This window comes from Stenotrophomonas sp. a6, assembly GCF_030913325.1.
Classification (GTDB): domain Bacteria; phylum Pseudomonadota; class Gammaproteobacteria; order Xanthomonadales; family Xanthomonadaceae; genus Stenotrophomonas; species Stenotrophomonas maltophilia.
In genome coordinates this window covers 128,610-149,954 of sequence record NZ_CP133161.1, presented here as the reverse complement: position 1 = coordinate 149,954, position 21,345 = coordinate 128,610, and the positions used below count along the sequence as shown (strand labels likewise).

The 21,345-nt window shown below is 68.0% G+C and carries 23 protein-coding genes and 1 pseudogene; 10 read left to right on the top strand and 14 right to left on the bottom strand.

Annotated features, from left to right (window positions below; all coding sequences use genetic code 11):
• The first annotated feature begins 13 nt into the window (after positions 1-13).
• The 5 genes and pseudogenes from Q9Q79_RS00670 (at position 14) to Q9Q79_RS00650 (ending at position 3,214) form a co-directional block, all read left to right on the top strand.
• The gene (locus tag Q9Q79_RS00670) at positions 14-343 is read left to right on the top strand and encodes a metalloregulator ArsR/SmtB family transcription factor (RefSeq protein WP_010487154.1); all 330 of its coding nucleotides are present in this window, start codon (positions 14-16) and stop codon (positions 341-343) included.
• Position 344: 1 nt separating this feature from the next.
• Positions 345-716, top strand: a pseudogene (locus Q9Q79_RS00665) (GNAT family N-acetyltransferase); the annotation flags it as partial.
• An 84-nt stretch (positions 717-800) separates the two neighbouring features.
• Positions 801-1,304: an arsenate reductase ArsC gene (locus Q9Q79_RS00660; RefSeq protein WP_138970100.1), complete on the top strand. Its 504-nt coding sequence runs from the start codon at positions 801-803 to the stop codon at positions 1,302-1,304.
• Between the two features lie 13 nt (positions 1,305-1,317).
• Positions 1,318-2,349: an ACR3 family arsenite efflux transporter gene (gene arsB, locus Q9Q79_RS00655; protein WP_010487158.1), complete on the top strand. Its 1,032-nt coding sequence runs from the start codon at positions 1,318-1,320 to the stop codon at positions 2,347-2,349.
• Between the two features lie 490 nt (positions 2,350-2,839).
• Entirely contained in the window at positions 2,840-3,214 is a 375-nt protein-coding gene (locus Q9Q79_RS00650; protein WP_100443442.1) for a hypothetical protein, read from the top strand.
• Between the two features lie 60 nt (positions 3,215-3,274).
• Here Q9Q79_RS00650 and Q9Q79_RS00645 read toward each other — a convergent pair whose 3' ends face one another.
• Positions 3,275-3,949 carry an Ivy family c-type lysozyme inhibitor gene (locus tag Q9Q79_RS00645; protein ID WP_100443441.1) on the bottom strand — a complete coding sequence of 225 codons (675 nt, stop codon included), beginning with the start codon at positions 3,947-3,949 and terminating at the stop codon, positions 3,275-3,277.
• Between the two features lie 135 nt (positions 3,950-4,084).
• Between Q9Q79_RS00645 and Q9Q79_RS00640 the strand changes: the two genes are divergently transcribed.
• On the top strand, positions 4,085-4,537 hold the full coding sequence (locus Q9Q79_RS00640) for a nuclear transport factor 2 family protein (RefSeq protein ID WP_100443440.1): 453 nt from the start codon (positions 4,085-4,087) through the stop codon (positions 4,535-4,537).
• Between the two features lie 143 nt (positions 4,538-4,680).
• Here the strand turns inward: Q9Q79_RS00640 and Q9Q79_RS00635 are convergent, their stop codons facing one another.
• The 5 genes from Q9Q79_RS00635 to Q9Q79_RS00615 form a co-directional block, all read right to left on the bottom strand.
• Positions 4,681-5,706 (bottom strand): NAD(P)H-dependent glycerol-3-phosphate dehydrogenase, encoded by a 1,026-nt coding sequence (locus tag Q9Q79_RS00635; RefSeq protein WP_010487166.1) that lies wholly within the window; start codon positions 5,704-5,706, stop codon positions 4,681-4,683.
• A 20-nt stretch (positions 5,707-5,726) separates the two neighbouring features.
• Positions 5,727-6,245, bottom strand: coding sequence for a protein-export chaperone SecB (gene secB / locus Q9Q79_RS00630; RefSeq protein ID WP_004153553.1), 519 nt, complete (start codon positions 6,243-6,245; stop codon positions 5,727-5,729).
• 99 nt (positions 6,246-6,344) lie between these two features.
• Entirely contained in the window at positions 6,345-6,782 is a 438-nt protein-coding gene (locus Q9Q79_RS00625; RefSeq protein ID WP_005411869.1) for a rhodanese-like domain-containing protein, read from the bottom strand.
• 57 nt (positions 6,783-6,839) lie between these two features.
• Positions 6,840-7,265, bottom strand: coding sequence for a hypothetical protein (locus Q9Q79_RS00620; RefSeq protein ID WP_019338209.1), 426 nt, complete (start codon positions 7,263-7,265; stop codon positions 6,840-6,842).
• A gap of 32 nt (positions 7,266-7,297) precedes the next feature.
• Complete coding sequence (locus Q9Q79_RS00615; RefSeq protein WP_005407593.1) at positions 7,298-7,765, bottom strand: YiiD C-terminal domain-containing protein; 468 nt, start codon at positions 7,763-7,765, stop codon at positions 7,298-7,300.
• A 35-nt stretch (positions 7,766-7,800) separates the two neighbouring features.
• Here Q9Q79_RS00615 and Q9Q79_RS00610 point away from each other — a divergent pair, with 35 nt between their 5' ends.
• The 3 genes from Q9Q79_RS00610 (at position 7,801) to Q9Q79_RS00600 (ending at position 10,994) form a co-directional block, all read left to right on the top strand.
• The gene (locus Q9Q79_RS00610; RefSeq protein ID WP_109814520.1) at positions 7,801-8,610 is read left to right on the top strand and encodes a uroporphyrinogen-III synthase; all 810 of its coding nucleotides are present in this window, start codon (positions 7,801-7,803) and stop codon (positions 8,608-8,610) included.
• Positions 8,611-8,714: 104 nt separating this feature from the next.
• Positions 8,715-9,692: a uroporphyrinogen-III C-methyltransferase gene (locus Q9Q79_RS00605; protein WP_109814519.1), complete on the top strand. Its 978-nt coding sequence runs from the start codon at positions 8,715-8,717 to the stop codon at positions 9,690-9,692.
• Positions 9,693-9,698: 6 nt separating this feature from the next.
• Entirely contained in the window at positions 9,699-10,994 is a 1,296-nt protein-coding gene (locus Q9Q79_RS00600; protein WP_019338206.1) for a heme biosynthesis HemY N-terminal domain-containing protein, read from the top strand.
• A 118-nt stretch (positions 10,995-11,112) separates the two neighbouring features.
• Here the strand turns inward: Q9Q79_RS00600 and Q9Q79_RS00595 are convergent, their stop codons facing one another.
• Positions 11,113-12,408 carry an acetyl-CoA C-acetyltransferase gene (locus Q9Q79_RS00595; protein WP_029550824.1) on the bottom strand — a complete coding sequence of 432 codons (1,296 nt, stop codon included), beginning with the start codon at positions 12,406-12,408 and terminating at the stop codon, positions 11,113-11,115.
• A gap of 93 nt (positions 12,409-12,501) precedes the next feature.
• On the opposite strand from Q9Q79_RS00595, the gene Q9Q79_RS00590 reads away from it, so the two are divergent.
• A complete protein-coding gene (locus Q9Q79_RS00590) occupies positions 12,502-13,389 on the top strand; it encodes a hypothetical protein (RefSeq protein WP_201862186.1) in 888 nt (295 codons plus the stop codon).
• Positions 13,390-13,540: 151 nt separating this feature from the next.
• Here the strand turns inward: Q9Q79_RS00590 and Q9Q79_RS00585 are convergent, their stop codons facing one another.
• The 7 genes from Q9Q79_RS00585 to Q9Q79_RS00555 all read right to left on the bottom strand — a co-directional run bounded on the left by Q9Q79_RS00585 (position 13,541) and on the right by Q9Q79_RS00555 (position 21,278).
• Positions 13,541-14,167 (bottom strand): superoxide dismutase family protein, encoded by a 627-nt coding sequence (locus tag Q9Q79_RS00585; RefSeq protein WP_043034935.1) that lies wholly within the window; start codon positions 14,165-14,167, stop codon positions 13,541-13,543.
• A gap of 31 nt (positions 14,168-14,198) precedes the next feature.
• Entirely contained in the window at positions 14,199-14,768 is a 570-nt protein-coding gene (locus Q9Q79_RS00580) for a superoxide dismutase family protein (protein ID WP_010487189.1), read from the bottom strand.
• 93 nt (positions 14,769-14,861) lie between these two features.
• Complete coding sequence (gene ntrC, locus Q9Q79_RS00575) at positions 14,862-16,310, bottom strand: nitrogen regulation protein NR(I) (protein WP_201862190.1); 1,449 nt, start codon at positions 16,308-16,310, stop codon at positions 14,862-14,864.
• Complete coding sequence (locus tag Q9Q79_RS00570; RefSeq protein ID WP_029380135.1) at positions 16,303-17,364, bottom strand: ATP-binding protein; 1,062 nt, start codon at positions 17,362-17,364, stop codon at positions 16,303-16,305. The genes ntrC and Q9Q79_RS00570 overlap by 8 nt, the downstream gene beginning before the upstream one ends.
• Positions 17,365-17,535: 171 nt before the next feature.
• Positions 17,536-19,581 carry a TonB-dependent receptor gene (locus Q9Q79_RS00565; RefSeq protein ID WP_201862192.1) on the bottom strand — a complete coding sequence of 682 codons (2,046 nt, stop codon included), beginning with the start codon at positions 19,579-19,581 and terminating at the stop codon, positions 17,536-17,538.
• A gap of 107 nt (positions 19,582-19,688) precedes the next feature.
• Positions 19,689-20,003 carry a hypothetical protein gene (locus Q9Q79_RS00560; protein WP_012478730.1) on the bottom strand — a complete coding sequence of 105 codons (315 nt, stop codon included), beginning with the start codon at positions 20,001-20,003 and terminating at the stop codon, positions 19,689-19,691.
• 108 nt (positions 20,004-20,111) lie between these two features.
• A complete protein-coding gene (locus Q9Q79_RS00555; protein ID WP_111197141.1) occupies positions 20,112-21,278 on the bottom strand; it encodes an MltA domain-containing protein in 1,167 nt (388 codons plus the stop codon).
• Positions 21,279-21,345 lie beyond the last annotated feature (67 nt).

The window sequence follows — 21,345 nt, the reverse complement described above, 5'->3', positions numbered from 1 at the left end:
TTATTCTAGAAATATGGAAACGTTAAATGCAATCACCGCCCTCACCGCGCTCGGTCATGCCACCCGCCTGGCTGCCTTCCGCCTGCTGGTGGAGGCTGGCCCGGCAGGGCGCATGGCGGGCGACATCGCCACGGCCCTGCAGGTGCCCCCAGCCACGCTCAGCTTCCACCTGAAGGAGCTGGTGCAGGCCGGGCTGGTGGAGAGTGAAAGCCAGGGCCGCCATGTCTGCTATCGGGCCAACTTCGATGCCATGAACGGCTTGATCGAGTACCTGACGCACAACTGCTGCGCGGGCTCGCCGGACGAGCGGTGCGCGGTGAGCGAACCGGCATGCAGGTGCTGAGATGAAGCCAGACCCCGTGATTCGTGCCGGCACACGCGACGACCTGTCCTCCATCCGGGACCTTCTGCAGCAGGCGCAGTTACCCGTGGCCGATCTGGAAAGCAGCAAGGTCGTGTTTTTCGTCGCAGACCTCGACGGCGTCCCCGTGGGCGCCGTTGGATTGCAGGTTTTCGGCGCCTCGGCGCTGCTCCGCTCCCTGGTGGTGTCTGATGACCGACGCAATACCGGCCTTGGGCGCGCATTGCTGGCAGCGGCCGAAGAGGTGGCCTGCCGTATGCAGGTCAGGGAACTGGTGCTGCTGACAACATCGGCAGGCACGTGGTTCGCGCGGCACGGCTATGCCGGATGTGATCGCGCGCAGATAGCGGAGGCGATCCGCAGCTCTGCCGAGTTCACTCGTCTCTGCCCGGCCAGCGCGCTTTGCATGTCCAAACCGCTCACTGACCATGAAAGCCACATGACCCGCAATGTCCTCTTCCTCTGCACCGGCAACAGCGCCCGCAGCGTGCTTGCCGAAGCCACTTTGCGTGCCTGGGACAGTGATCGCTTCACCGCCTTCAGTGCGGGCAGCCAGCCCACTGGCCAGATCAACCCCTTCGCGCTGGCCCAGTTGCAGGCCGAAGGAATGCCCATTGAAGGGCTGCGCAGCAAGTCGTGGGATGAGTTCGTGGATGCAGCCCCGATGGACCTGGTGATCACCGTATGCGATTCAGCCGCAGCGGAGGCCTGCCCGGTGGTGTTCGGTGACTTCATCCGCAGCCACTGGGGCCTGCCCGATCCGGCGGCCGTCGCGGGTAGCGATGCCGACAAGGCCGCAGCATTCGCGCAGGCCCATGCCATCGTGAAGCTGCGACTGCGTGCATTGCTCGCGCTGCCCGAATCGTTGTGGTCCGACCGCACGACGCTGCAGCACGCGCTGGACCGGATCGGCCGGCTGCTGCCGACCGACGGCGCGCAGTGACGGTGCCACTGCCATGAGCCTGTTCGAGCGACACCTGACGCTGTGGGTTGTGCTGTGCATCGCGGCTGGCACCCTGCTGGGCCACTTCCTGCCCGGCGCTTTTGCCGCGCTGGCATCCGCAGAGGTCGCCAAGGTCAACCTGCCGGTTGCGGTGCTGATCTGGCTGATGATCATCCCGATGCTGCTGAAGGTCGACTTCACTGCGATGCGCCAGTTGCAGCAGCACTGGAAGGGCATCGGCGTGACGCTGTTCATCAACTGGGCGGTGAAGCCGTTCTCAATGGCGCTGCTGGGCTGGCTGTTCCTGCGCCATGCCTTCGCCGACTGGTTGCCCGCAGCACAGATCGACAGCTACATCGCCGGGCTGATCCTGCTGGCGGCCGCGCCCTGCACCGCCATGGTGTTCGTGTGGAGCAACCTGTGCCGTGGCGATGCCAACTTCACCCTGAGCCAGGTGGCGTTGAACGACGCGATCATGGTGGTTGCCTACGCGCCGGTGGTTGCACTGCTGCTGGGCCTGTCGGCGATCACCGTGCCGTGGGATACCCTGCTGCTGTCGGTGGGCCTCTACATCGCGGTGCCGGTGCTGGTGGCGGCGTTGCTGCGGCGCTGGATACTGATGCGTCGTGGCGAGGCGGCATTGCAGCGGGTGCTTCGCAAGCTTGGGCCCGTCTCGCTGTGCGCGCTGCTGCTCACACTGGTCCTGCTGTTCGGCTTCCAGGGCCGACAGATCGTGGAGCAGCCGCTGGTGATCGCACTGATTGCAGTGCCGATCCTGATCCAGGTCTATTTCACTTCCGGCCTGGCCTACCTGCTCAATCGTCGCCTGGGCGTGGCGCATTGCGTGGCCGGCCCTTCGGCGTTGATTGGTGCCAGCAATTTCTTCGAACTGGCGGTAGCCACCGCGGTGGGGCTGTTCGGCGTGCATTCGGGGGCTGCGCTGGCGACGGTAGTTGGTGTGCTGATCGAGGTGCCGGTCATGTTGTCTGTGGTGCGGATCGTGAACCGTACTCAAGCCTGGTATGAGAGACGCGAAGAGCACTGACACACCGGAGTGCGCCGAAGTCGATTTACGTTCTTCGCCCCACACTGTCGTCATCGGCCTGGTGGAGTGCCCGTACGCCACGTCATCAACTTCGACCCATGTCGCATATTCCCCATGCCGCTACGGACGTTGCGGCGCCTGCGTCTGCGACGGCTTAACAGCATGCAAAAATGCCAAAAGCGTCTTTGATCCAGCGTTGAATGCAACTCTTCTGATTGGCGTTGCGCAGCGACGGCGGTACAGATGGTGGGCCGCCGGAAAATGGGTGGCCGGGCCTCGAAAACCCGTTAGATCACGAACGTTGTTTGCGCTTGCCAGCCGGCGTCACCCCGCGTGGCGCCGGCTGGCATTCCGTCTGCCGGCTATGGCGGGCGGAGCGTGGAGGCCTTGCGCCTGCCGGTCTTGTTCGTGATCTCCCGGTTTTCGAGCCACGTCTCCGCCCGCCACCTCTATGTGGCGGTTACCGTCTGTCCTGCACGGAGCCCTTGCCATGAGCACACCCGAATCCTCCCGCCTGCGCGCGCAGTACGTGCCCGCCAACGCGGACGCGCCCTCGGAAGCACTGCACCCGCACGATCCGCACGGTTTCATCGCCACGCTCGACCGCATCGGCAAGGGCGCGGCCGCCGACGGCCAGCCCTGGCCCGAACGTCATCAGATGCCAGGGCGCCGCATGGCGCTGGCCGACGCGGACTGTGCGTTGGCCGGGCTGCGCGTGGCGCTGGAAATGCTGCTGGCTGCCGAGCGCGTGCGCCAGAACGGACCCGACGAGGAGTACGTGGGCGACCGCGTGATGGAGGGCCTGATGATGGCCAGCCTGTCGCTGGCCGCACAGGTCAGCGCGCGCATGCGGCCGGAAGGGTAATACGGGGAGCAACGCTCACTGCAGCACCGGGCACGGCCCGGCGCTGCGGAGCGCGCCACATCACTCGCAGAGCGCGCTGTCTTCCTTCAACGCGGCATCCTGCAGTGGCTGGCGCTGTTCGATCTGCGCACGCTGTTCCGCCGTCGGCTCGCCCAGCCACCACACACGGCAGCGCGCGGTAAGACGGCCGACCAGCTTCGACTGATCGGGCGAGTACAACATCGCCAACGCGGTGCCGGGGCAATCGTGGGCCTGGCAGGCGGTGTAGAACCACCACGGCTCGCCCTGCAGCACCAGCAGCTCGCCAGGGCCGCTGGGTCCGCTCAACAGGCGCTTGCGCAGCGACGGAATGTCCTTGTCGGTGGATTCGGCGTCCTGCGTGCCCTTCATCAGCGCATCGAACGCGGCCAGCACCTTCGGGTCCTTGCGGCCGCAGTCATCCACGGTGTTGCCGCCCACCAGAGTAAAGAAGTGGGTCGCCAGCGGATTGTCCGCGCAGGTGAGCTCGCCGCCGGCGGCCGGGTCTTCCGGTTCGCCTTCGTTGTCCCATACCGCGGGATCCACGCCGTCTTCGACGGAGGATTCCTTCTCGACCACGGTGGCCGTGGCGGCCGGTGCTTCGGTGGTCGGCGCTGGCGCCGCAGCAGGTGCAGTCTCACCAGTCTTCTCCGGTGCCTGCCCGCAGGCTGCCAGCAGCGCAGCCATCATCGCCATCCCTGTGATTCGCATCTTCATCGCGTGTCCTTGTCTGATCTGCGCTGCATCCGCCGAATCGGCGGCCGCGTGATTCTAACCAGCACCGCGCTAGGATGCGTTCGCAGCTTCCCGTCATCGCCTGGAGCCGGACGCATGCGCCGTAGACCACTCGCCATGATCTTCTGCAGTGCCCTGCTGCTGGCAACGCCGGCAATTTCCCACGATGCAGAAGGCACGACGTCTGCGCGCCTGCCCGATACCCCCCTGCCCGCACCACTGGATCGCGTACTGCGCGACTACGAGCAGGCGTGGCGCACCGGTGATGCCAAGGTACTGGCTGCGCTGTTCGCCGAAGATGGCTTTGTGCTGCAGAGCAACCAGCCGCCGGTGCGCGGCCGCAGCGCGATCGAGGCCGCGTATGCCGGCCAGGGCAGCAGTCCGTTGCGGCTGCGTGCGTTGGCGTATGCGGTGGAGGGGAATACGGGCTACATCATCGGTGCGTACAGCTACGGCAACAACGTGGGAGATACCGGCAAGTTCACGCTGACGCTGAAGCGTGAGGGGGATGGGCCGTGGGTGATCTTCTCGGACATGGACAACAGCAACGCGCGGCCGCGCGCGCGGTGATGAATGCCGCCGGGCATGGCCCGGCGCTACCGGGCGCCAACCAAGGTTGGCAGCTACCACAGAAGCGGGTTCCGTCCTAGATCCACGCTATGCGTGGATGGGCCGCGCACAGAAAACCCCGGCGCGTGGCCGGGGTTTTCGATTCACTTGAACAGCGTGTCCGGGTATTCCGGTTTCTGTTCCCGCGCCAGCAGTGCGCGCAGGCCTTCTTCCGGCGTCTGCTCGCCGTGCAGCACGGCGCGCACGCGGTCGGAAATCGGCAGGTCGATGCCATGGCGGCGTGCCTGTCGCATCACTTCGTCGGCGGTCTGCACCGACTCGACAACCTGGCCGATTTCGCGCACGGCATCCTGCAGCGTCTGGCCACGGCCCAGGGCCAGGCCCAGGCGGCGGTTGCGCGACAGGTCGCCGGTGCAGGTCAGCACCAGATCGCCCAGGCCAGCCAGGCCCATCAGCGTTTCCGGCTTGGCGCCGATGGCAGCGGCCAGGCGCAGCATCTCGTTGAGGCCACGCGTGATCAGGCCGGCACGAGCGTTCAGGCCCAACTGCATGCCATCGGCCACGCCGGTGGCAACGGCCAGCACGTTCTTCATCGCACCGCCCAGCTCGGCACCGACCATGTCGTCGCCGGTGTAGGCGCGGAACGCTGGGCCATGCATCGCTTCGGCCACCGTCTGCGCGAACTCGGGCACGTCGCCGTGCACGGTGATCGCGGTCGGCAGGCCCTGAGTCACTTCCTTGGCGAACGACGGGCCGGTGACCACGGCCAGCGGCACGTCCTCACCCAGCACTTCGCGCGCTACTTCATGCAGGAAGCGGCCCGAACCGGGCTCGAAGCCCTTGGTGGCCCAGGCCACACCGGCACCGGCCGGGCGCAGCGGCGCCAGCGCACGCACGGTTTCACCGAAGGCGTGCGACGGGGTCACCACCAGGATCCAGGCCGCGCCCTCCACCGCCGACGCCAGGTCGGTGGTGGCACGCAGGCTGTCCGGCAGCGGGATGCCCGGCAGGTAACGCGGGTTCTCGTGGCGCTGGTCGATGGCTTCGACCACGGCAGCGTCGCGCCCCCACAGCACGGTCGGGTGACCGTGCCGTGCGAGCAGGCTGGCCAGCGCGGTTCCCCAGGAACCGGCGCCAAGCACGGCGATCTTGTCAGCGGGAGTGCTCATCCGTGACGTCGCGGCAGGAATCAGGCGTTGCCAGCCGGCTCGGAGTCAGCCAGCGACGGTGCGTCGCCCTGCTCCTGGCGCTGGCGCAGGGTTTCTGCGTACAGGCCTTCGAAGTTGATCGGCTGCAGGAAGAACGGCGGGAAGCCGCCGGCCTGGATCAGGTCGCTGACCAGCTGGCGCACGTACGGGAACAGGATGTTCGGGCACTGGGTGCCGAGCAGCACGTCGATCGACTGCGGGTCCAGGCCGACCAGGCCGAACACGCCGGCCTGCTTCACTTCGGCCACGTAGGCGGTGCGCTCACCGGCCTGGCAGGTCAGGGTCACGGCCAGCACGACTTCGAAGGCGTTCTCACCCAGGCGCTGCACCTGCTGGTTCAGGTTCAGCTGCAGCTCCGGCTGCACCTGGTCATTGAAGATGGTCGGAGCGTTCGGCGACTCGAAGGAGACGTCCTTGACGTAGATCTTCTCGACGGTGAAAGCGGGGCCGGTGGCGGCATCGACCGGCGCAGCGGCGCCGTTGGTGATCTCTTCGGACATTTCCAGTAACTCCAATGAATGCAATGAAAACGATGGTCGAATTACTGCGATGGGGGCGGCATCAGGCCCATACAAGGCCGGATCCGCCACCTGCGGCAATCAGTTGCGGCCCTTGACCAGCGGCAGCTCGGCCTGCTGCCAGGCGGGAATGCCGCCGTCGAGCACGTAGACCTTCTCGAAACCGGCCTTCTTCAGCGCCTTGGCGGCGGTTTCCGAAGCGTTGCCGCTGCGGCACACCAGCACCACCGGCGACTGCTTGGCGTTGGCCACCAGCTTGTGGTCCGGGCCGAAGGCACTGGCCTGGGCGTTGCGGCTGCCGGCAATGTGGCCCTTCTCGAAGTCACCGCTGGCCGACAGGTCGACCACCACCGTGCCGCCCGCGTTCATCAGCTGGGTCAGTTCGGCGGGCTTGATGCCCTTGAAGCCCCGGAACAGGCGGCGGATCTCGGTGACGATGATGGCCACGGTCAGGCCGACCAGGGCCGCGGACAGCATCGGGTTTCGGCCTGCAAAGGCCAGCAACTCTTCGTAATTCACTCAGGTCACGGGTCGATTAAGCGGGCGCCGATTGTCGCACAAGCCGGACGCGGCCCGTCACTGCCCCTTCCACAGGTCCGGCAGGCCGGCCGTCTGCCACCAGCGCTTGGCCTCGGCATCCCAGCGCCAGCGCTCGACCACCACCACGGTGCGTTCGGCCTGGGTGTTCTGGTTGATCACCCCGATTTCGACCCGGCGCTCGACCAGGCCACCGTCCAGCGAGGCGCTGCTGCGCTCGCGGTAGGACGACACGCGCAGCTGCGCGTAGCGGTTGAGCTCGAACTCGGTGGGCGGCTTCTCCTTGCGCAGCTTGGGGTCCAGATAGCCGATCGCATCGTCCATGCTGCCCCAGCGGATGGTGGCGCCGTAGGCGATCTGGGTCTCTTCCAGCAGCTTGCGCTGCTTGCGGCTGAGGTCGTCGGCCGAAGCCACGGCGCTGACCAGCAGCAGGGAACACATCAGGAACTGGATGAGGCGGCGCATCGGTGGTTTCCCCAGAACGTCAGCCTGCCATCCTACCCTTTGGCGAAGGCAACGAAGCGACCGCTGAACTCGGCGGCAGGCTTGCCATCGGCACCGGGCTGGGTGGCGATGATGCTGATGCGGGCTTTGCGGCGCTGCCGGAAGGTGTTCAGGAAAGCGTCCCAGCCGGTGGCTTCGGCCGCTTCGGCGTGGGCGTGCAGGTCTTCGTAGACCGGCGCCAGGTAGCGCAGGTTGCTGTCGGCCACGTAGACCTCGGCATCGTGGCCGGCCAGGCGCAGGCGCAGGCTGACCAGTGCCCAGCCCGACAGGGTCAGCACCGAGGCCAGGCTGCCACCGAAGGCGTTGCCCTTGTCGTTGACGTTGGCGGCCAGCGGCGCGGTGATGCGCAGCACCCCATCGGCATAGCCGTCGAGCTGGATCTGCATGGCGCGGACCGCCGGCATGCAGTCCAGCACGTCCTGCAGGGCGGCCAGCGAGGAAGTCAGAGCATCAACGGACATCGGAGCAGAGACCACGACAACGAAGGGCCCGCATAATGCAGGCAATGGCCGACCATACGATACCCACTGGCGCCGCCGGTTCCGAGCCGGGCTGGACCTTCATTTCGCTGCGACCGCAGGGCCAGAATTCCGCGCTGCGCCGCGCCGTTGCTGGGCTGGGCGGGCATGTGGTGGCCCTGCCGCCCTGGCGCCTGCAGCGCCTGAACGGCACGCCAGTGGTGCGTCAGCTGCAACGCGCGCTGAACTGCGATCGGGTGGTGTTCACCAGCCCGGCCGCCGTTACCGCGGCCGCCACCCTGCTGCCACTGGCCGAGGCGCAACGCAGCCCGTGGCTGACCGTGGGCGAAGGCACCGCGCGCGCGCTGCGGGCGCAGGGCGTCGCCGAGGTGCATGCACCGCAGCGGATGGACAGCGAGGGGCTGCTCGCGATGCCGGTGCTGGCCAATGTACAGGGCCTGTGCATCGGCCTGGTCACCGCCCCTGGCGGGCGCGGCCTGATTGCCGCGCAACTGCAGGCGGCGGGCGCCACGATCGAACGCGCCGACGTCTACCAGCGCCGATTGCTGCGCCTGCCGCCCCGCACATTGGCTCGATTGGCGCGTTCAGCGCAGCCGTGGGTGCTGGCGGTGAGCAGTGGCGAAGCGCTGCAGCATTTCTGGCAGCAGCTTCCGCCGGCATTGCAGCAACGCTTTCAGGCGCACGCCACCGTCGTCGTGGCCAGCGAACGGCTCGGCGAACAGGCGCACGCATTGGGGCTGCAACGCGTGGTGCGCGCGGCCGGGCCCACCACGGCACAACTGGTGGCCGCTGCACACGCTACGCTCACCGTCCCGGCAGCGACCTGAACAGGGACGTGGGTCACGCTTGCCGCTGTGGTCGGCAACAGTGATGCTGTGCACAACGCGGCCTGCCGGAACCTGACCGGCGACGTTGCCGACAAGGAAGCCCCATGAACGAGACTCCGCCCGTTTCCCCGCCCCGTCGATCTGTGCGCTGGCTGTTGCCGCTGGCCGGGGTGGTCGTGCTTGGCGTGGGCGGCTATGCCGGCTGGTACGTCTGGCAACAGCAACAGCACGAACAGAAAGCGCAGGCACAGACCACGGCCGTGCAGCTGCAGGGCCTGCAGGCGACGCTGGATGCATTGCGCCGCGACCAGCGCGCGACCAGCCAGCGCCTGCAGGATGCGGCGACCACCAACCGCGTGCTGCGCGACGAGATGCTGGGCCTTTCGCAGCGCAGTGCATTGCTGGAAGAGAACCTGGCCAAGCTGGCCGACAGCGCCAACCAGGGCCGCCAGGCGGTACAGCGCGATGAGGCCGAGCTGCTGTTGACCCAGGCGGCACAGCGACTGAACTACGCCGACGACGTGGAAGGCGCACGCCGCCTGTATGCACAGGCCGCCACCGCGTTGGCCGATCTGCCCGACAGCGACGGCCTGAATCTGCGCCAGGCCCTGGTGCAGGAGCGCGATGCACTGGATTCCCTTGGTGCCGGCCCGCGCGCGCAATCGCTGCAGCGCCTGGATAGCCTGGCCAAAGCCCTGCAGGGCCTGCCCTCGCAGGTAACAGGCGACAGCGCTCCCGGCGCCGGCAAGACCTGGTGGCAGGCCACGCTGGCCCCGTTCGTGGACATCAGCCCCAGCCGCCAGAACGGTCCGCTGACCGCCGCCGAGCGCCGCAATGCAGACGATGCACTGCAACTGGAACTGACCCTGGCGCGCGCCGCGATCGAACGTGGCGACCGCACCGGCCGCGATACTGCGCTGGCACGCGTGGAGCATTGGGCGCAGCGGCGTTGGCCGGATTCACCGGCCCTGCGCGCGCAACGTGCTGAACTGAAGGCCTTGCGCGAGCTTCCGCTGCAGGCCAGCAACGCTGTTCTTGGCAGCACCCTGCAGCAGCTGCGTACCCAGACCGACCGGAGGTAATCCCACATGAAACCCCTGCAATCCCTGGTCGTGCTGTTGCTGGCCGTGGCCATCGGCGTGGTTGCCGCGCAATGGCTCGGCGCCGATGACCTCAACCGCTTCGGCGAAGTGACGCTGCGCTACGGCGGCTACGACTACCACAGCAACCTGCCCAAGGTGGCGCTGCTGTCGGTGATCGCGGTGCTGGTACTGTGGCTGCTGTGGAGCCTGATCGCTGCACCGTTCCGCGCCTGGGGCCGCTACCGCCGCAAGCAGGGCCGGGTGCGCCTGATCGACGGCCTGCAGGCCTATGAGCACGGCCAGTGGCAGCGTGCCGAGAAGCTGCTGGACGGCGCCGCCAAGGATCCGGAAGTGAGCGCGGTGGCGCTGGCCAACGCCGTGCGCAGTGCGCAGGCGCGTGCCGACGGCCCCGCCGGTGAAGCGCTGCTGCAGCGCCTGGGCGAAAGCGATGCCACCCTGCAGGCGCTGCTGCGCGCCGAACAGCTGCTGGCGCGCGATCTGCCGGTGGATGCAATCAACGCATTGGACGTGGCGGCGATCCAGCCGCTGCCGCCGCGCGGCCTGTGGCTGCGCACCGAAGCACTGGCACAGGCGGGCCGCGCCCACGAGGCGTATGGCCAGCTGGGTGCACTGCGCCAGAGCAAGGTGCTGCCCGCCGACGCCAACAGCGAACTGGAAGCACGCCTGGCCGCACAGGCGCTGCTGGAAGCGGCCGACGTCAACGCGCTGGCCGCGCAGTGGGAAGCCACGCCGAAGGCGCTGCGCCCCACCCCGGACGTGGTCGGCGCGTATGCCAGCCGCGCGGTGGCCCTGAACTGGGATGAGCCGGCGCTGCTGGCGCTGGAACAGGCCCTGGACCATCGCTGGGACGACGAACTGGTGGCGCTGTATGGCCGCCTGCCGGCCGAGCGCCTGGCCACCCGCCAGAGCAACCTGGCGCGCTGGCGCAACGTGCATGACGAGTCGGCCGCGCTGCGCTTGGCACAGGGCCGCGTGGCCCTGGCCCAGCAGCAGTGGGATGCCGCCGATGCGTTCCTGCATGAGGCCATCGCCGCCGGCGCTGGTGCTCCTGCATGGGAAGCACTGGGTGAGCTGTTCGCGCAGCGTGGCGAGCACGCGCTGGCCGCGCAATGCCTGGCCAATGCGTTGCGACTGCAGCGCGGCGAGGACAGCGTGGAGCTGGTGCGCGGCATTGAAGCACCTGCACGGGCCACGGTGGAAGAGCAGCCCATCACGGTGCAGCCGCCGGTGTATGACGCCAACGAAGAGCGCGACGAATTCGGTAATCCGCGGTTGCCGTGAAGCGTGCCGACCAACGGTCGGCACTCACCAGAGCAAGAAAAAACGCCGCCCATTGGGCGGCGTTTTCATGTGTGGAACCCGGTAGTCGCCAACCTTGGTTGGCGTGCGGTCGCAACAATCAGCGTTCGACGATCGCCACCACGCCCATGCCGCCGGCGGTGCAGATCGACACCAGCGCGCGGCCGCCGCCGCGTTCGGCCAGCTGCTTGGCGGCCGTAGCAATCACGCGGGCGCCGGTGGCAGCGAACGGGTGGCCGGTGGCCAGCGACGAACCCAGCAGGTTGATCTTGTCCGGGTCGATGCGGCCCATCGGTGCATCCAGGCCCAGGCGGTTGCGGCAGTAATCCTCGCTCTCCCACGCACGCAGGGTGCACAGCACCTGCGCGGCGAAGGCTTCGTGGATCTCGTAGATGTCGAAGTCCTGCAGGGTCAGGCCATTGCGCTTGAGCATCTCCGGCACAGCCACGGTCGGTGCCATCAGCAGGCCTTCACCATGCACGAAATCAACGGCCGAGACGTGGGCATCACGCAGGTACGCCTGCGGTTCGTGGCCGTGTGCGCGGGCCCATTCCTCGCTGGCCAGCAGCACCGCGGCAGCGCCATCGGTGAGCGGGGTGGAATTGGCTGCGGTCAGGGTGCCGCGGCCGGAGACCTTGTCGAAGGCCGGCTTCAGCGTGGCGAGCTTTTCCAGCGAGGTATCCGGGCGCAGGATGTTGTCGCGCTCGACGCCACGGAACGGTGCGATCAGGTCGTTGAAGAAGCCACGCTCATAGGCGGCAGCCAGCTTCTTGTGCGACGACACCGCCCACTCGTCCTGCGAGTCGCGCGAGATGTTCCATTCCTTGGCCATGTCCTCGCAATGGTCACCCATGCTCTTGCCGGTGCGCGGCTCGGCCACGCCCGGGAACTCGGGCTTCAGTTCGGAGAACTTGAAGCCGGCGGTGAGCGCACGGATCTTGTCGCCGGTGCTCTTGGCACGGTTGGCGGCCAGCAGGCGCGCGCGCAGCTTCTTGCCGTAGACGATCGGCACGTCGGAGGTGGTGTCCGAACCACCGCCGATGCCGGATTCGATCTGGCCCAGCGCGATCTTGTTGGCGACGGTGATGATGCTGTCCAGCGAAGTACCGCAGGCGCGCTGCAGGGTGATGCCCGGGGTCAGCGGCGACAGGCCGGAGGACAGCGTGGCTTCGCGGCCCAGGTTCCAGTCGCTGGAGTGCTTGATCACCGCACCCATCGCCACTTCACCCAGCTGCTGGCCGTGCAGGCCGAAACGTTCGACCAGCGCGCCCAGCGTACGGACCGACATGCCGAGGTTGCCGACATCCGAATACGCGGTGTTCTGGCGGCAGAACGGAATGCGGACGCCACCGAGGATGGCGACGGGACGAGCGTTGGGCATGGAGATACCTGGCATGGATGAGGGTGTCTGCAACATGGCCTGCACGGCGGAGCAGGCATAATGGAGCCAAGTGTAGCTGCCGCCCTGTGATGGGCCAACCGTGGAACCATGAGCAAACCCGACCCCGCGATGAATGCCCTTGGCGTGCTGGCCCTGGAACTGGCCGGCGGCGAAATCCCCCGCCAGGCGGTGCTCAGCGCCGAACAGGCCGGTGAACTGGCCGAACGCGTCGGCCGCGACCTGTCCAAGCTGGTGCCGCAGGTGGCCGAGCTGGACCTGGTGTTCGCCGCCGCCCATTTCGACCCGGCCGAAGTGCTGCGCCCGGGTTGGCCGATCCATCGCCGGCTGGAAGAACTGCAGATGCGTGCGCCGGGCCGCAACCAGGGCCCGCGCCTGCTGGCGTTCGGTACCGACGCCCAGGGTGACGTGCCGCTGCCGTTCCAGGCCGATGCCAGCCTGGTGGGTGGTGGCCTGCGTGTGGTGCCGTTCCTGCTGACCGGCAGTGACGTGGCCACCACCGATGCGGTGGCCGAGGCGCTGGAAGATACGCTGCTGGCCAACGGCATGGCCCATGCCGACACCGCGTTGATGGCGCAGAACACCTTTGGTGCCCGCATCGAGCACGCACGCTATTTCACCGTGAATGATCTGGCCGCGATGATGTCGATGCAGTACGACAACCAGGGCCTGGCCGCGCTGTGGCCGCTGATCGAGACGGCGATCATGGCCCCGGGCGAGGATGAGTGGCTCAACGCCGCGCCCGAGCCGCTGCTGCGCTATACCCATGGTGAAGCACGCATGGCGCTGTTCGACCCGGCAGGCTGGTGCGCGCACTACAACCACGGCAAGAACGACTGCGACCGCCTGAAGGGCATCTACGAGCAGTTCCTGATGCGCCAGCGGCAGATGGCCGCGGTGCTGGAAGCGCACGGCGTGCCGGTGCTGTTCGTGCACTGCGAGGCCGGGCAGGACGCGCGCGAGTTGCTGGCGCGCTGATAGGAAGCGGCCGCCGCGTGTTGTAGCGCCGAGCCCATGCTCGGCTCAGGCCGCCGGAAGAGCAGCCGAGCGTGGGCTCGGCGCTACAGAAAGCGATGCAAAGAAAAACGCCGGCTTGCGCCGGCGTTTTCCGTTTCCAGCAAAAGCGCCCTTACGGGGCCTTCTGGATCACCGCACATGCCAGGCGCGCGCCGGCGTTGCCGGTCGGCTGGGTCTTGTAGTCGTCCGCATCAGCGTGGACGATCAGGCCGCGGCCGATGATGTCGAAGTCATCACCCTTGCCGATGTTGACGTTGCTCGACACCGGGCCGTCGATGGTGGCCACGCCCTTGTCGTCGGCCTTGATGTTGGGCATGTCGCCGCCGTGGTGCGGATCGGCGGACACGCTGCCGTGATCCTGCTTGCCCGGGTTGAAGTGGCCACCGGCGCTCATGCCGTCCGGCGCGCTGCAGTCGCCCTTCTCGTGGATATGGAAGCCGTGTTCGCTACCCGGCTTCAGGCCGCTGATCTGGCCGGTCACGTGGACCTTGCCGTCAACCACCTTGAAGGTGACGCTGCCCTTGGTCTCGTTGCCCTGGGTCGGCGCCAGCTCGGCCGTGGCCGAGGCATCGGCAGCCGGTGCAGCCGCCGGGGCCGGCGTTGCAGCCGGTTCGGTGGTGGCGCCGTCGGCCGGAGCGGCCGGCGGGGTTTCAGCCTGCGGCGCGGCCGGCTGCTGGTTGCAGGCCGCCAGGCCCAGAGCAGCAATGGCTGCGAACAGCGACGTGTGGATCAAACGCATGGAATCTCTCCCTGGATGATGCCTGCAGTGATCAGCGGACAACCCGGATCACGCCACAGGCGATGCGGACGCCGGCATTGCCGGCGGGCTGGCTGCGATAGTCGTCGGCGTTGGCATGCACGACCAGTGCACGTCCGGCGATATCGGTGGCGGCGCCTCCGCCAAGGGTAACGCCCTTGAGGTGGATATCGACGTTGGCGCGGCCCTGGGCGTCGGCACGCAGATTGTCCATGTCGCCCAGGTGGTGCTTGCCGGTGCCGGCGCGGCCATGCGCAGCGCCACCGGGATTGAAGTGATTGCCGGCACTGCTGGCATCCACCGCGCTGCAGTCGCCGCGCTCGTGGATGTGGAAGCCGGCCTGCTGCATCGGCTGCAGGCCACCGATCAGGCCAGTGATGTGGAGGCCACCGGGCTCCACCATCAGCGCGATGCGGCCACTGACGATACTGGCCGAGGCCGGCGACAGATTGGCCTCGGCCTGTTTCGCGGCGCTGACCACGGTCGGTGGTGGCGGGGTGGGCTCGGCCTTCTTCGGCGCACTGCCACAGGCAGACAGTAGCACGGCGGCGGACAACGGCAGGATGGCAAAGGACAGACGCATCGAAGACTCCTTGCAGGTGACACTACGGACGGCATCGTCCATGAACGATCAACGGTTCGGCAAGCGCGCGCGAGGATCGCGTGCAGGGACCGTTCAATGGCCCCCGCGGCGGCGCCCGGCGCCCAGCTTGCGGGTAAGGGTATTGCGGCCGAGGCCCAGGCGGGCCGCGGCTTCGGCACGGCGGCCATGGGTGATCTGCAGCGCGGCTTCCAGCAGGGCATGGTCGACCCGCTCGCGCACCTGCGCGTGCAGCCCTTCCACGCCTTCGGCCAGCTGACGGCGTGCCCATTCGGCCAGCAGCGCTTCCCACTGCCCCGGATCGGCGCCGGTGGTGCTGCTGCGGCGACCGCGCGTACGGTTGAGCGCGGTATCGACGTCGGCCACGCCGATGGTGTCGGCGGCGGCCAACGCTGCCATCCGCCAGCACACATTTTCCAGTTCGCGCACGTTGCCCGGCCAGTCGTGCTCGCGCAGCGCCTGCAGAGCGGCGGCGGTCAGGCGCTTCGGTGGCGTGTCCAGCTTGCGCGCGGCGGCGGCCAGGAACGTACTGGCCAGCTGTGCGATGTCCTCGCGGCGCTCGCGCAGCGGTGGCAGCTGCAGGCGCACCACGTCCAGGCGATGCAGCAGATCGGCGCGGAACTTCCCCTGCGCGACCAGCCCTTCCAGATCCTGGTGGGTGGCGGCCACCACGCGCACGTCGACGCGGATCAGTTCACGGCCACCGACACGGAAGAACTCGCCCTGTGCCAGCACGCGAAGCAGTCGCGTCTGCAACGGCAGCGGCATGTCGCCGATCTCATCCAGGAACAGCGTGCCCCCGTTGGCCTGCTCGAAACGGCCGATATGGCGGCGCTGCGCGCCAGTGAAGGCGCCGGCCTCGTGGCCGAACAACTCGCTTTCCAGCAGCTCGGACGGGATTGCAGCGGTATTGAGCGCGACGAACGGCCCCTGCGCGCGCGGTGATTCGCGATGCAGCGCATTGGCTACCAGCTCCTTGCCGGTGCCGGTCTCGCCGGTGATCAGCACCGCCAGCGGCGCCTGCGCCAGGCGGCCGATGGCACGGAACAGCGCGCGCATCGGCGGGGTATCGCCCACCAGTTGCGGCGGTTGGTCGCTATGCGCTTCCGCCGCAGGTGTGGGCGCCGCCAGTGCCGGCGCAATTGCCGGCAGCACACGCTGTGCCAGCGCCACCGCGTCGTCCAGGTCGAACGGTTTGGACAGGAATTCATGCGCGCCACCACGGAACGCACCGGCCGTGCTGGCCACATCGGTATAGGCCGACATCACCACCACCGGCAGCTGCGGCAATGCGGCTTTCAGCTTGTCCAGCAGCACCAGGCCGTCGTCGCCGGGCATGCGCACGTCGGTGAACAGCAGCGCCGGCGGTGGGCCCTCGTTCAACGCCTGCAACGCGGGCGCAGCGCTGTCGAAATCGACGACCTGGTAGCCCGCCTCGCGCAGCGCGGTGCACAGCACGAAGCGCACGGCACGATCGTCATCGACCACCCAGATGCGCTGCGGGGACGAAGAAGACTCAGACATCGCGCGGGGCCTCCTCGGCCGGGGCGGTGCCACTGACGATCGGCAGCAGCAGGGTGAACACGGTATGGCCCGGGCGCGAGCGGTAGGTCAGCGTGCCGCGGTGCTCGCGCGCCACCTGCTGGGCCAGCGCCAGGCCCAGGCCAGTGCCTTCGGCGCGGCCACTGACCAGCGGCAGGAACAGGTGCTCGGCCAGTTCCTCGGGTACACCACGGCCGTCGTCGGCAATTTCCAGGCGCAACGCCAGCGTGTGCAGCTGCTCGGCGATGCGCACGCCATGCTCCACGCGGGTACGCAGGGTGATGTTGCCGGCACCGGCCTGGATCGCGTTGCGCACCAGGTTCCACACCGCCTGGGTGAGGCGGTCGGCGTCGCCATGGAATTCGGGAATGCTGGGGTCGTAGTCGCGCTGCAGGCGTACCGCCCAGCCGGCCTCGTTCTCGGCCAGTCGCAGCACGCGCTCAAGCGCGGCATGGATGTTCAGTTCGGCATGCGGCGCGGCCGGGGCCGGCGACAGCAGCTGGTCGAGCAGGCCGTTGAGGCGCTCGATCTCCGAGCCGATCAGTTCGATCAGCTCGCGTTCGCTGGCATCGCGCTGGGCCGCGCGGCGGGCCAGCAGCTGGGCCGCGCCCTTCAGCCCGGCCAGCGGGTTGCGCAGCTCGTGGGCCAGCCCCTTCAGCGCTGCACTGAGCGCGCTGGGCAGGGCCTGGGTCGGGTCCAGCCCGGGAAATTCATCGACCGGATGCGCCTCCAGCAGCCAGCCGCCATCGTCGCGGCGGCTCATCCAGCCCTCAGCGAAGCGCGGGGCCTCGCCGGGCACCGCCAGCGCCAGCCGGTTCAGGCGCAGGCTGTCGCGTTCATCGCGGGCCAGGAAATGGGCCAGTGCCTCGCCCTGGACTTCCAGTGCGGCCAGCGGCCGACCCAACAGGCGCCGGACGCTGACGCCCAGCCAGCGGGCGAACGCCGGATTGCAGCCGGCAATGCAGCCATCGGCCCCGGCCCAGGCCAGCGGCGTGCCGAGGGCATCAAGGGACGGCGGGGGTGCGGGGTCGGACATTGCACCAATGTAGTGCAAAACGGGGGGTTCGGGGTCAGAGCCCTTTCCTGGCGGAAAGGGATCTGACCCCTTGCGCTGCGGGTTCCGGGGACGGATCCCTTTCCGTCAGGAAAGGGCTCTGACCCCTGCCGCAGGTCGAGCAGGCTCGACCACTACCGGGTGCGTGGCCGATTACAGCTTCATGTTCAGGCCGACGAACACGCTGCGGCCCGGGGCCGGCGAGAACATCGGGCGGGCGCTGTCCCAGAAGAAGCTGTCGTACCAGGCGTAGGCGTACTCGCGGCCGGTGACGTTCTTCAGCTGCAGGTCCACGCTCCAGCGCGGGTTGATCTGGTACGCGGCGCTGAGGTCGAGCACGGCGAAGCCTCCGAACTTGCCGGCCGCGTTGCGCTCTTCCAGGTAGTAATCGCCCTGTGCACGCGCCTGCAGGCCCAGCCGCAGCGCATCAGTGGCGCGGTAGTCCACGCCCAGATTGCTGATGTGGCGCGGGGTGGCGGCCACTTCGCGGCCCTGCAGGGAAACGCTGGCATCGCGGTCGTCGCGGGTGATCTTCGCTTCCTGGTAGGCGTGCGAGGCCCAGACCGTCCAGTCGTCGCCCATCTGCAGGCTCAGCTGCGCATCCACGCCGCGTCGGCGGGTCTTGCCCAAGGTGACCGTCGTACCGGTAGCCGGCATGTTGGATACCTCGTTCTCCGCATCCTGCTGCCACACCGCCAGGCGTGCCTGGCTGCCGGCAAACGGCTGGAATTTCAGGCCCAGCTCCGTGCCGGTGTTGGTGGACGGCTGCATCGGCGCCTGCCCCGGGGTGAGGTAGGCCGGTGCGGTGGAGCCGGTCAGTACCTGGAAGGTGCGGCCCCAGTTCGCGTAGACGTGGGTGGTCTGGCCCAGGCTGTGGATGACGCTCAGCTTGGGCTGGCCGATCGTGCCGTAGTCCTGCAGGCGGCCGCTGATCCCGCTCATCAGGTGCGTGCTACCACTGAAGCGGTCGATACGGTAGGCCGGCACGATCTTCCACGCCTCGCCGGGCTGGTAGATGGCCTGCACGTAGGCACCCCAGTTGTCGAAGCTGTGGCGGTCGTTGTTCTGCACGCGCGCCGGTGCCTGGCTGAAATCGGTGGGTTCGGCGTAGGCGTAGCGCTCGCGGACGTAGCCGTTGTCCTGCTGCTCGTAGTTCAGGCCGCCTTCGACGGTAAGCGCGGGGCTGGCCTGCCAGGTGAGCGTGCTGAGCAGGCCGGTCTGGCGCTCATCCCACACGCGGCGCTGGCGCGGCAGGTTGCCGGTGGGCAGGTCGCTGAAAGTCACGCGGCGATCGTCTTCGTAGCGGTTGTAGTACAGCCGCGTGCCGAAGGTGAGCGCGTCGGACAGCTTCAGATCCACGTGCGCGGCGATCTGGCGCATGTCGCGGTCATCGCCATCGTTGCCGTTGCGCAGGTCGCTGCCACGACGATGCGTACGCAGTTCGTCGGCCGTCATGAAGCCGGGTTCGTCCGCTTCGTGGTGGTAGGCGCGTGCGGTCAGGCCCACGCGCAGGCCGTCGTCCAGCGAGCCATGGAACCACTTGCCGCCGAGCGAGTACTTCTTCGAGGTGTCGTGGTCGCGGTAGCCATCACTGGCCTGGGTGCCGACGAAGTAGTTCTGCGCGAAGCCATCGCTTTCGCGGCCGATCGCCAGCTGCGCATCGCGGGTGTTGTAGCTGCCGTAGGCCAGCCGCGCATCGGTGTAGTCGCCGCCCTGGCGCGTACCGAAGTTCACGTTGCCGCCGATGTTGTGCAGGCCGTAGCGCGGGTCGTTGGTTCCGCGCACCACTTCGATGTAGCTGATCTCCAGCGGGAACAGCATGTCGATGAAGCGCTGGTTGCCGCTGTTGACGTTGCTGGGGATGCCGTCGATGAGGGTCTTGATGGCGTTGAGGTAGCCCTCGCCGTTGAAGGCGCGGAAGCTGACCTTGCCCGATTCGGCACCCTGCCGCGTTTCGGTGAGCTGGATGCCGGGCATCTGCCCCAGCAGCTCCCAGCTGTGCGAGACGTTGCGGTCTTCGATCTGGTCCGCGCCGAGCACGTCCACCGAAGTCAGCACCTGGTGCGCGCTGAGCTGGCCTTCGCCATGCTGGTGCACCTGCACCTTGCCGAGGGTGAGCGCGGCATCGGCGGACTGTGCGAAAGCTTCAGGGGCGAACGGAGCGGCCGCGAGGGCGGCCACAAGGGTGGGAGTCTTCATGGGAAGGGGCGGCTGCGGTGAAATGTAATCATATAACATTTCAACTGCCCACTTTTGCAGCGTCGAGCAAGGCTCGGCGCTACAAGGGCGGGTGCCGGGGGCTGGGATTACACCGGGTAGCCGGTGGCTTCCCGTGCCTTCTTCCAGGCGGCTTCGAATTCACGCGCGGAGATTTCGTCGTCCTCGTCGAAATCCAGGAACGACACCGGCTGGTCGGCCAGCAGGAAACGGTCATCGCTGTGGGCGTGCTCGTCGGCCCAGACCATCTTGGTGCCGTAGATTTCCACCTGGCGCACGATCTTCTCGCCACGGGCTTCCATCAGCACGTTGCCCTTGCCCAGCCCCGATTCGGCCCAGTGCTTGTAGTACTTCTTTGCGGCGGACTTCGCGCCGCGTTTTGCGTTGTGCTTTGCGTAGGTCATTGCAGGGGTCCTGGCCGCAGGCGCGGCCGGAAAGTTCGGAATGGCGCCATTATCAGGCATCCGGGGTCAGAGCCCTTCCCTTTGGAAAGGGATCCGACCCCTGCTGCTTCAGTTCGGCAGGGGCGCGCCCTTCGGCCACAGCATCCAGATATTGCCCTTCTGCTTCATGTCGCCGGCCAGCTTGCCGGCGGCATCGCCGCTGCCCCAGTACAGGTCGGCGCGCACCTCACCGGCGATGGCGCCGCCGGTGTCCTGCGCGGCCACCGGGCGCACCACCGGGGTGCCGTCCGGGCGCGTGGTGGAGAGCCACAGCAGGCTGCCCAGCGGCACCACGCTGCGGTCCACCGCCACGCTGTAGCCGGCGGTGAGCGGCACGTTCAGCGAACCACGCGGGCCTTCCGGGCTGTCCGGGTTGCGCACGAAGAACACGTAGCTGGGGTTGCTGCGCAGCAGTTCCGGCACGCGCGCGGGATTGGCCCGGGCCCAGGCGCGGATCGCGTCCATGGTGACGTCTTCCTTCTTCAGCTGGCCCTGGTCGACCAGCCAGCGCCCGACGGCGCGGTAGGGGTGGCCATTCTGTTCCGCATAGGCCAGCCGCACCTGCTTGCCATCGGCCAGGCGCACGCGGCCGGACCCCTGGATCTGCAGCAGCTGCAGGTCCATCGGGTCGGTCAGCCAGGCCAGCACCGGGGCGTTGGCGCCCTTGGCCGCGATGGTGCCGGCGTCGTCATAGGGCTTGAGCACCTTGCCTTCGACGCGACCGCGCAGGCGCTTGCCCTTCAGTTCCGGGTAGAGGCTCTCCAGCTGCACCACCACCAGATCATCGGGAGTGCCGTAGACCGGCACCGTCGCCTTGTCGGTGCGGGTCAGGCTGCCGGCATAGATCGGCTCGTAGTAGCCGGTAATCAGTCCGTCGGCCTGGTGGCCACCGGCACGCAGCGCATAGGCATCAAGGTCGCGCTGCAGGAACTGGCGGATCGCGGCCGGGTCCTTGTCTGACACTGCTGCGGCGGTGGCGCAGGGTTTGGCCCAGACCGCATCGTTCTTCAGGCGGGTGCAGCTGCTGCGCCAGGCAACGAAACCGGCCTGCAGATCGCTGTTGGAGACGGGTGGCAGCGCGCTCCATGCAGCCTTGGCATAGGTCGCTGCAGGCGGCATGGTGGGCGTGGGCGCTTCAGACCCGGTGCGGGGGGCGGTGGTGGCGCAACCGGCGAGCACGGCCGCTGCCAGCAGGATGCAGTGCCTGCGCTTGACGAAGGTGGCGGAATCGATCATGCCGCCATGGTGGCGGGCCGGCCGCTGGGCGGCAACCCGGCGCGGGGTCAAGCGTTCATGCGCGGGG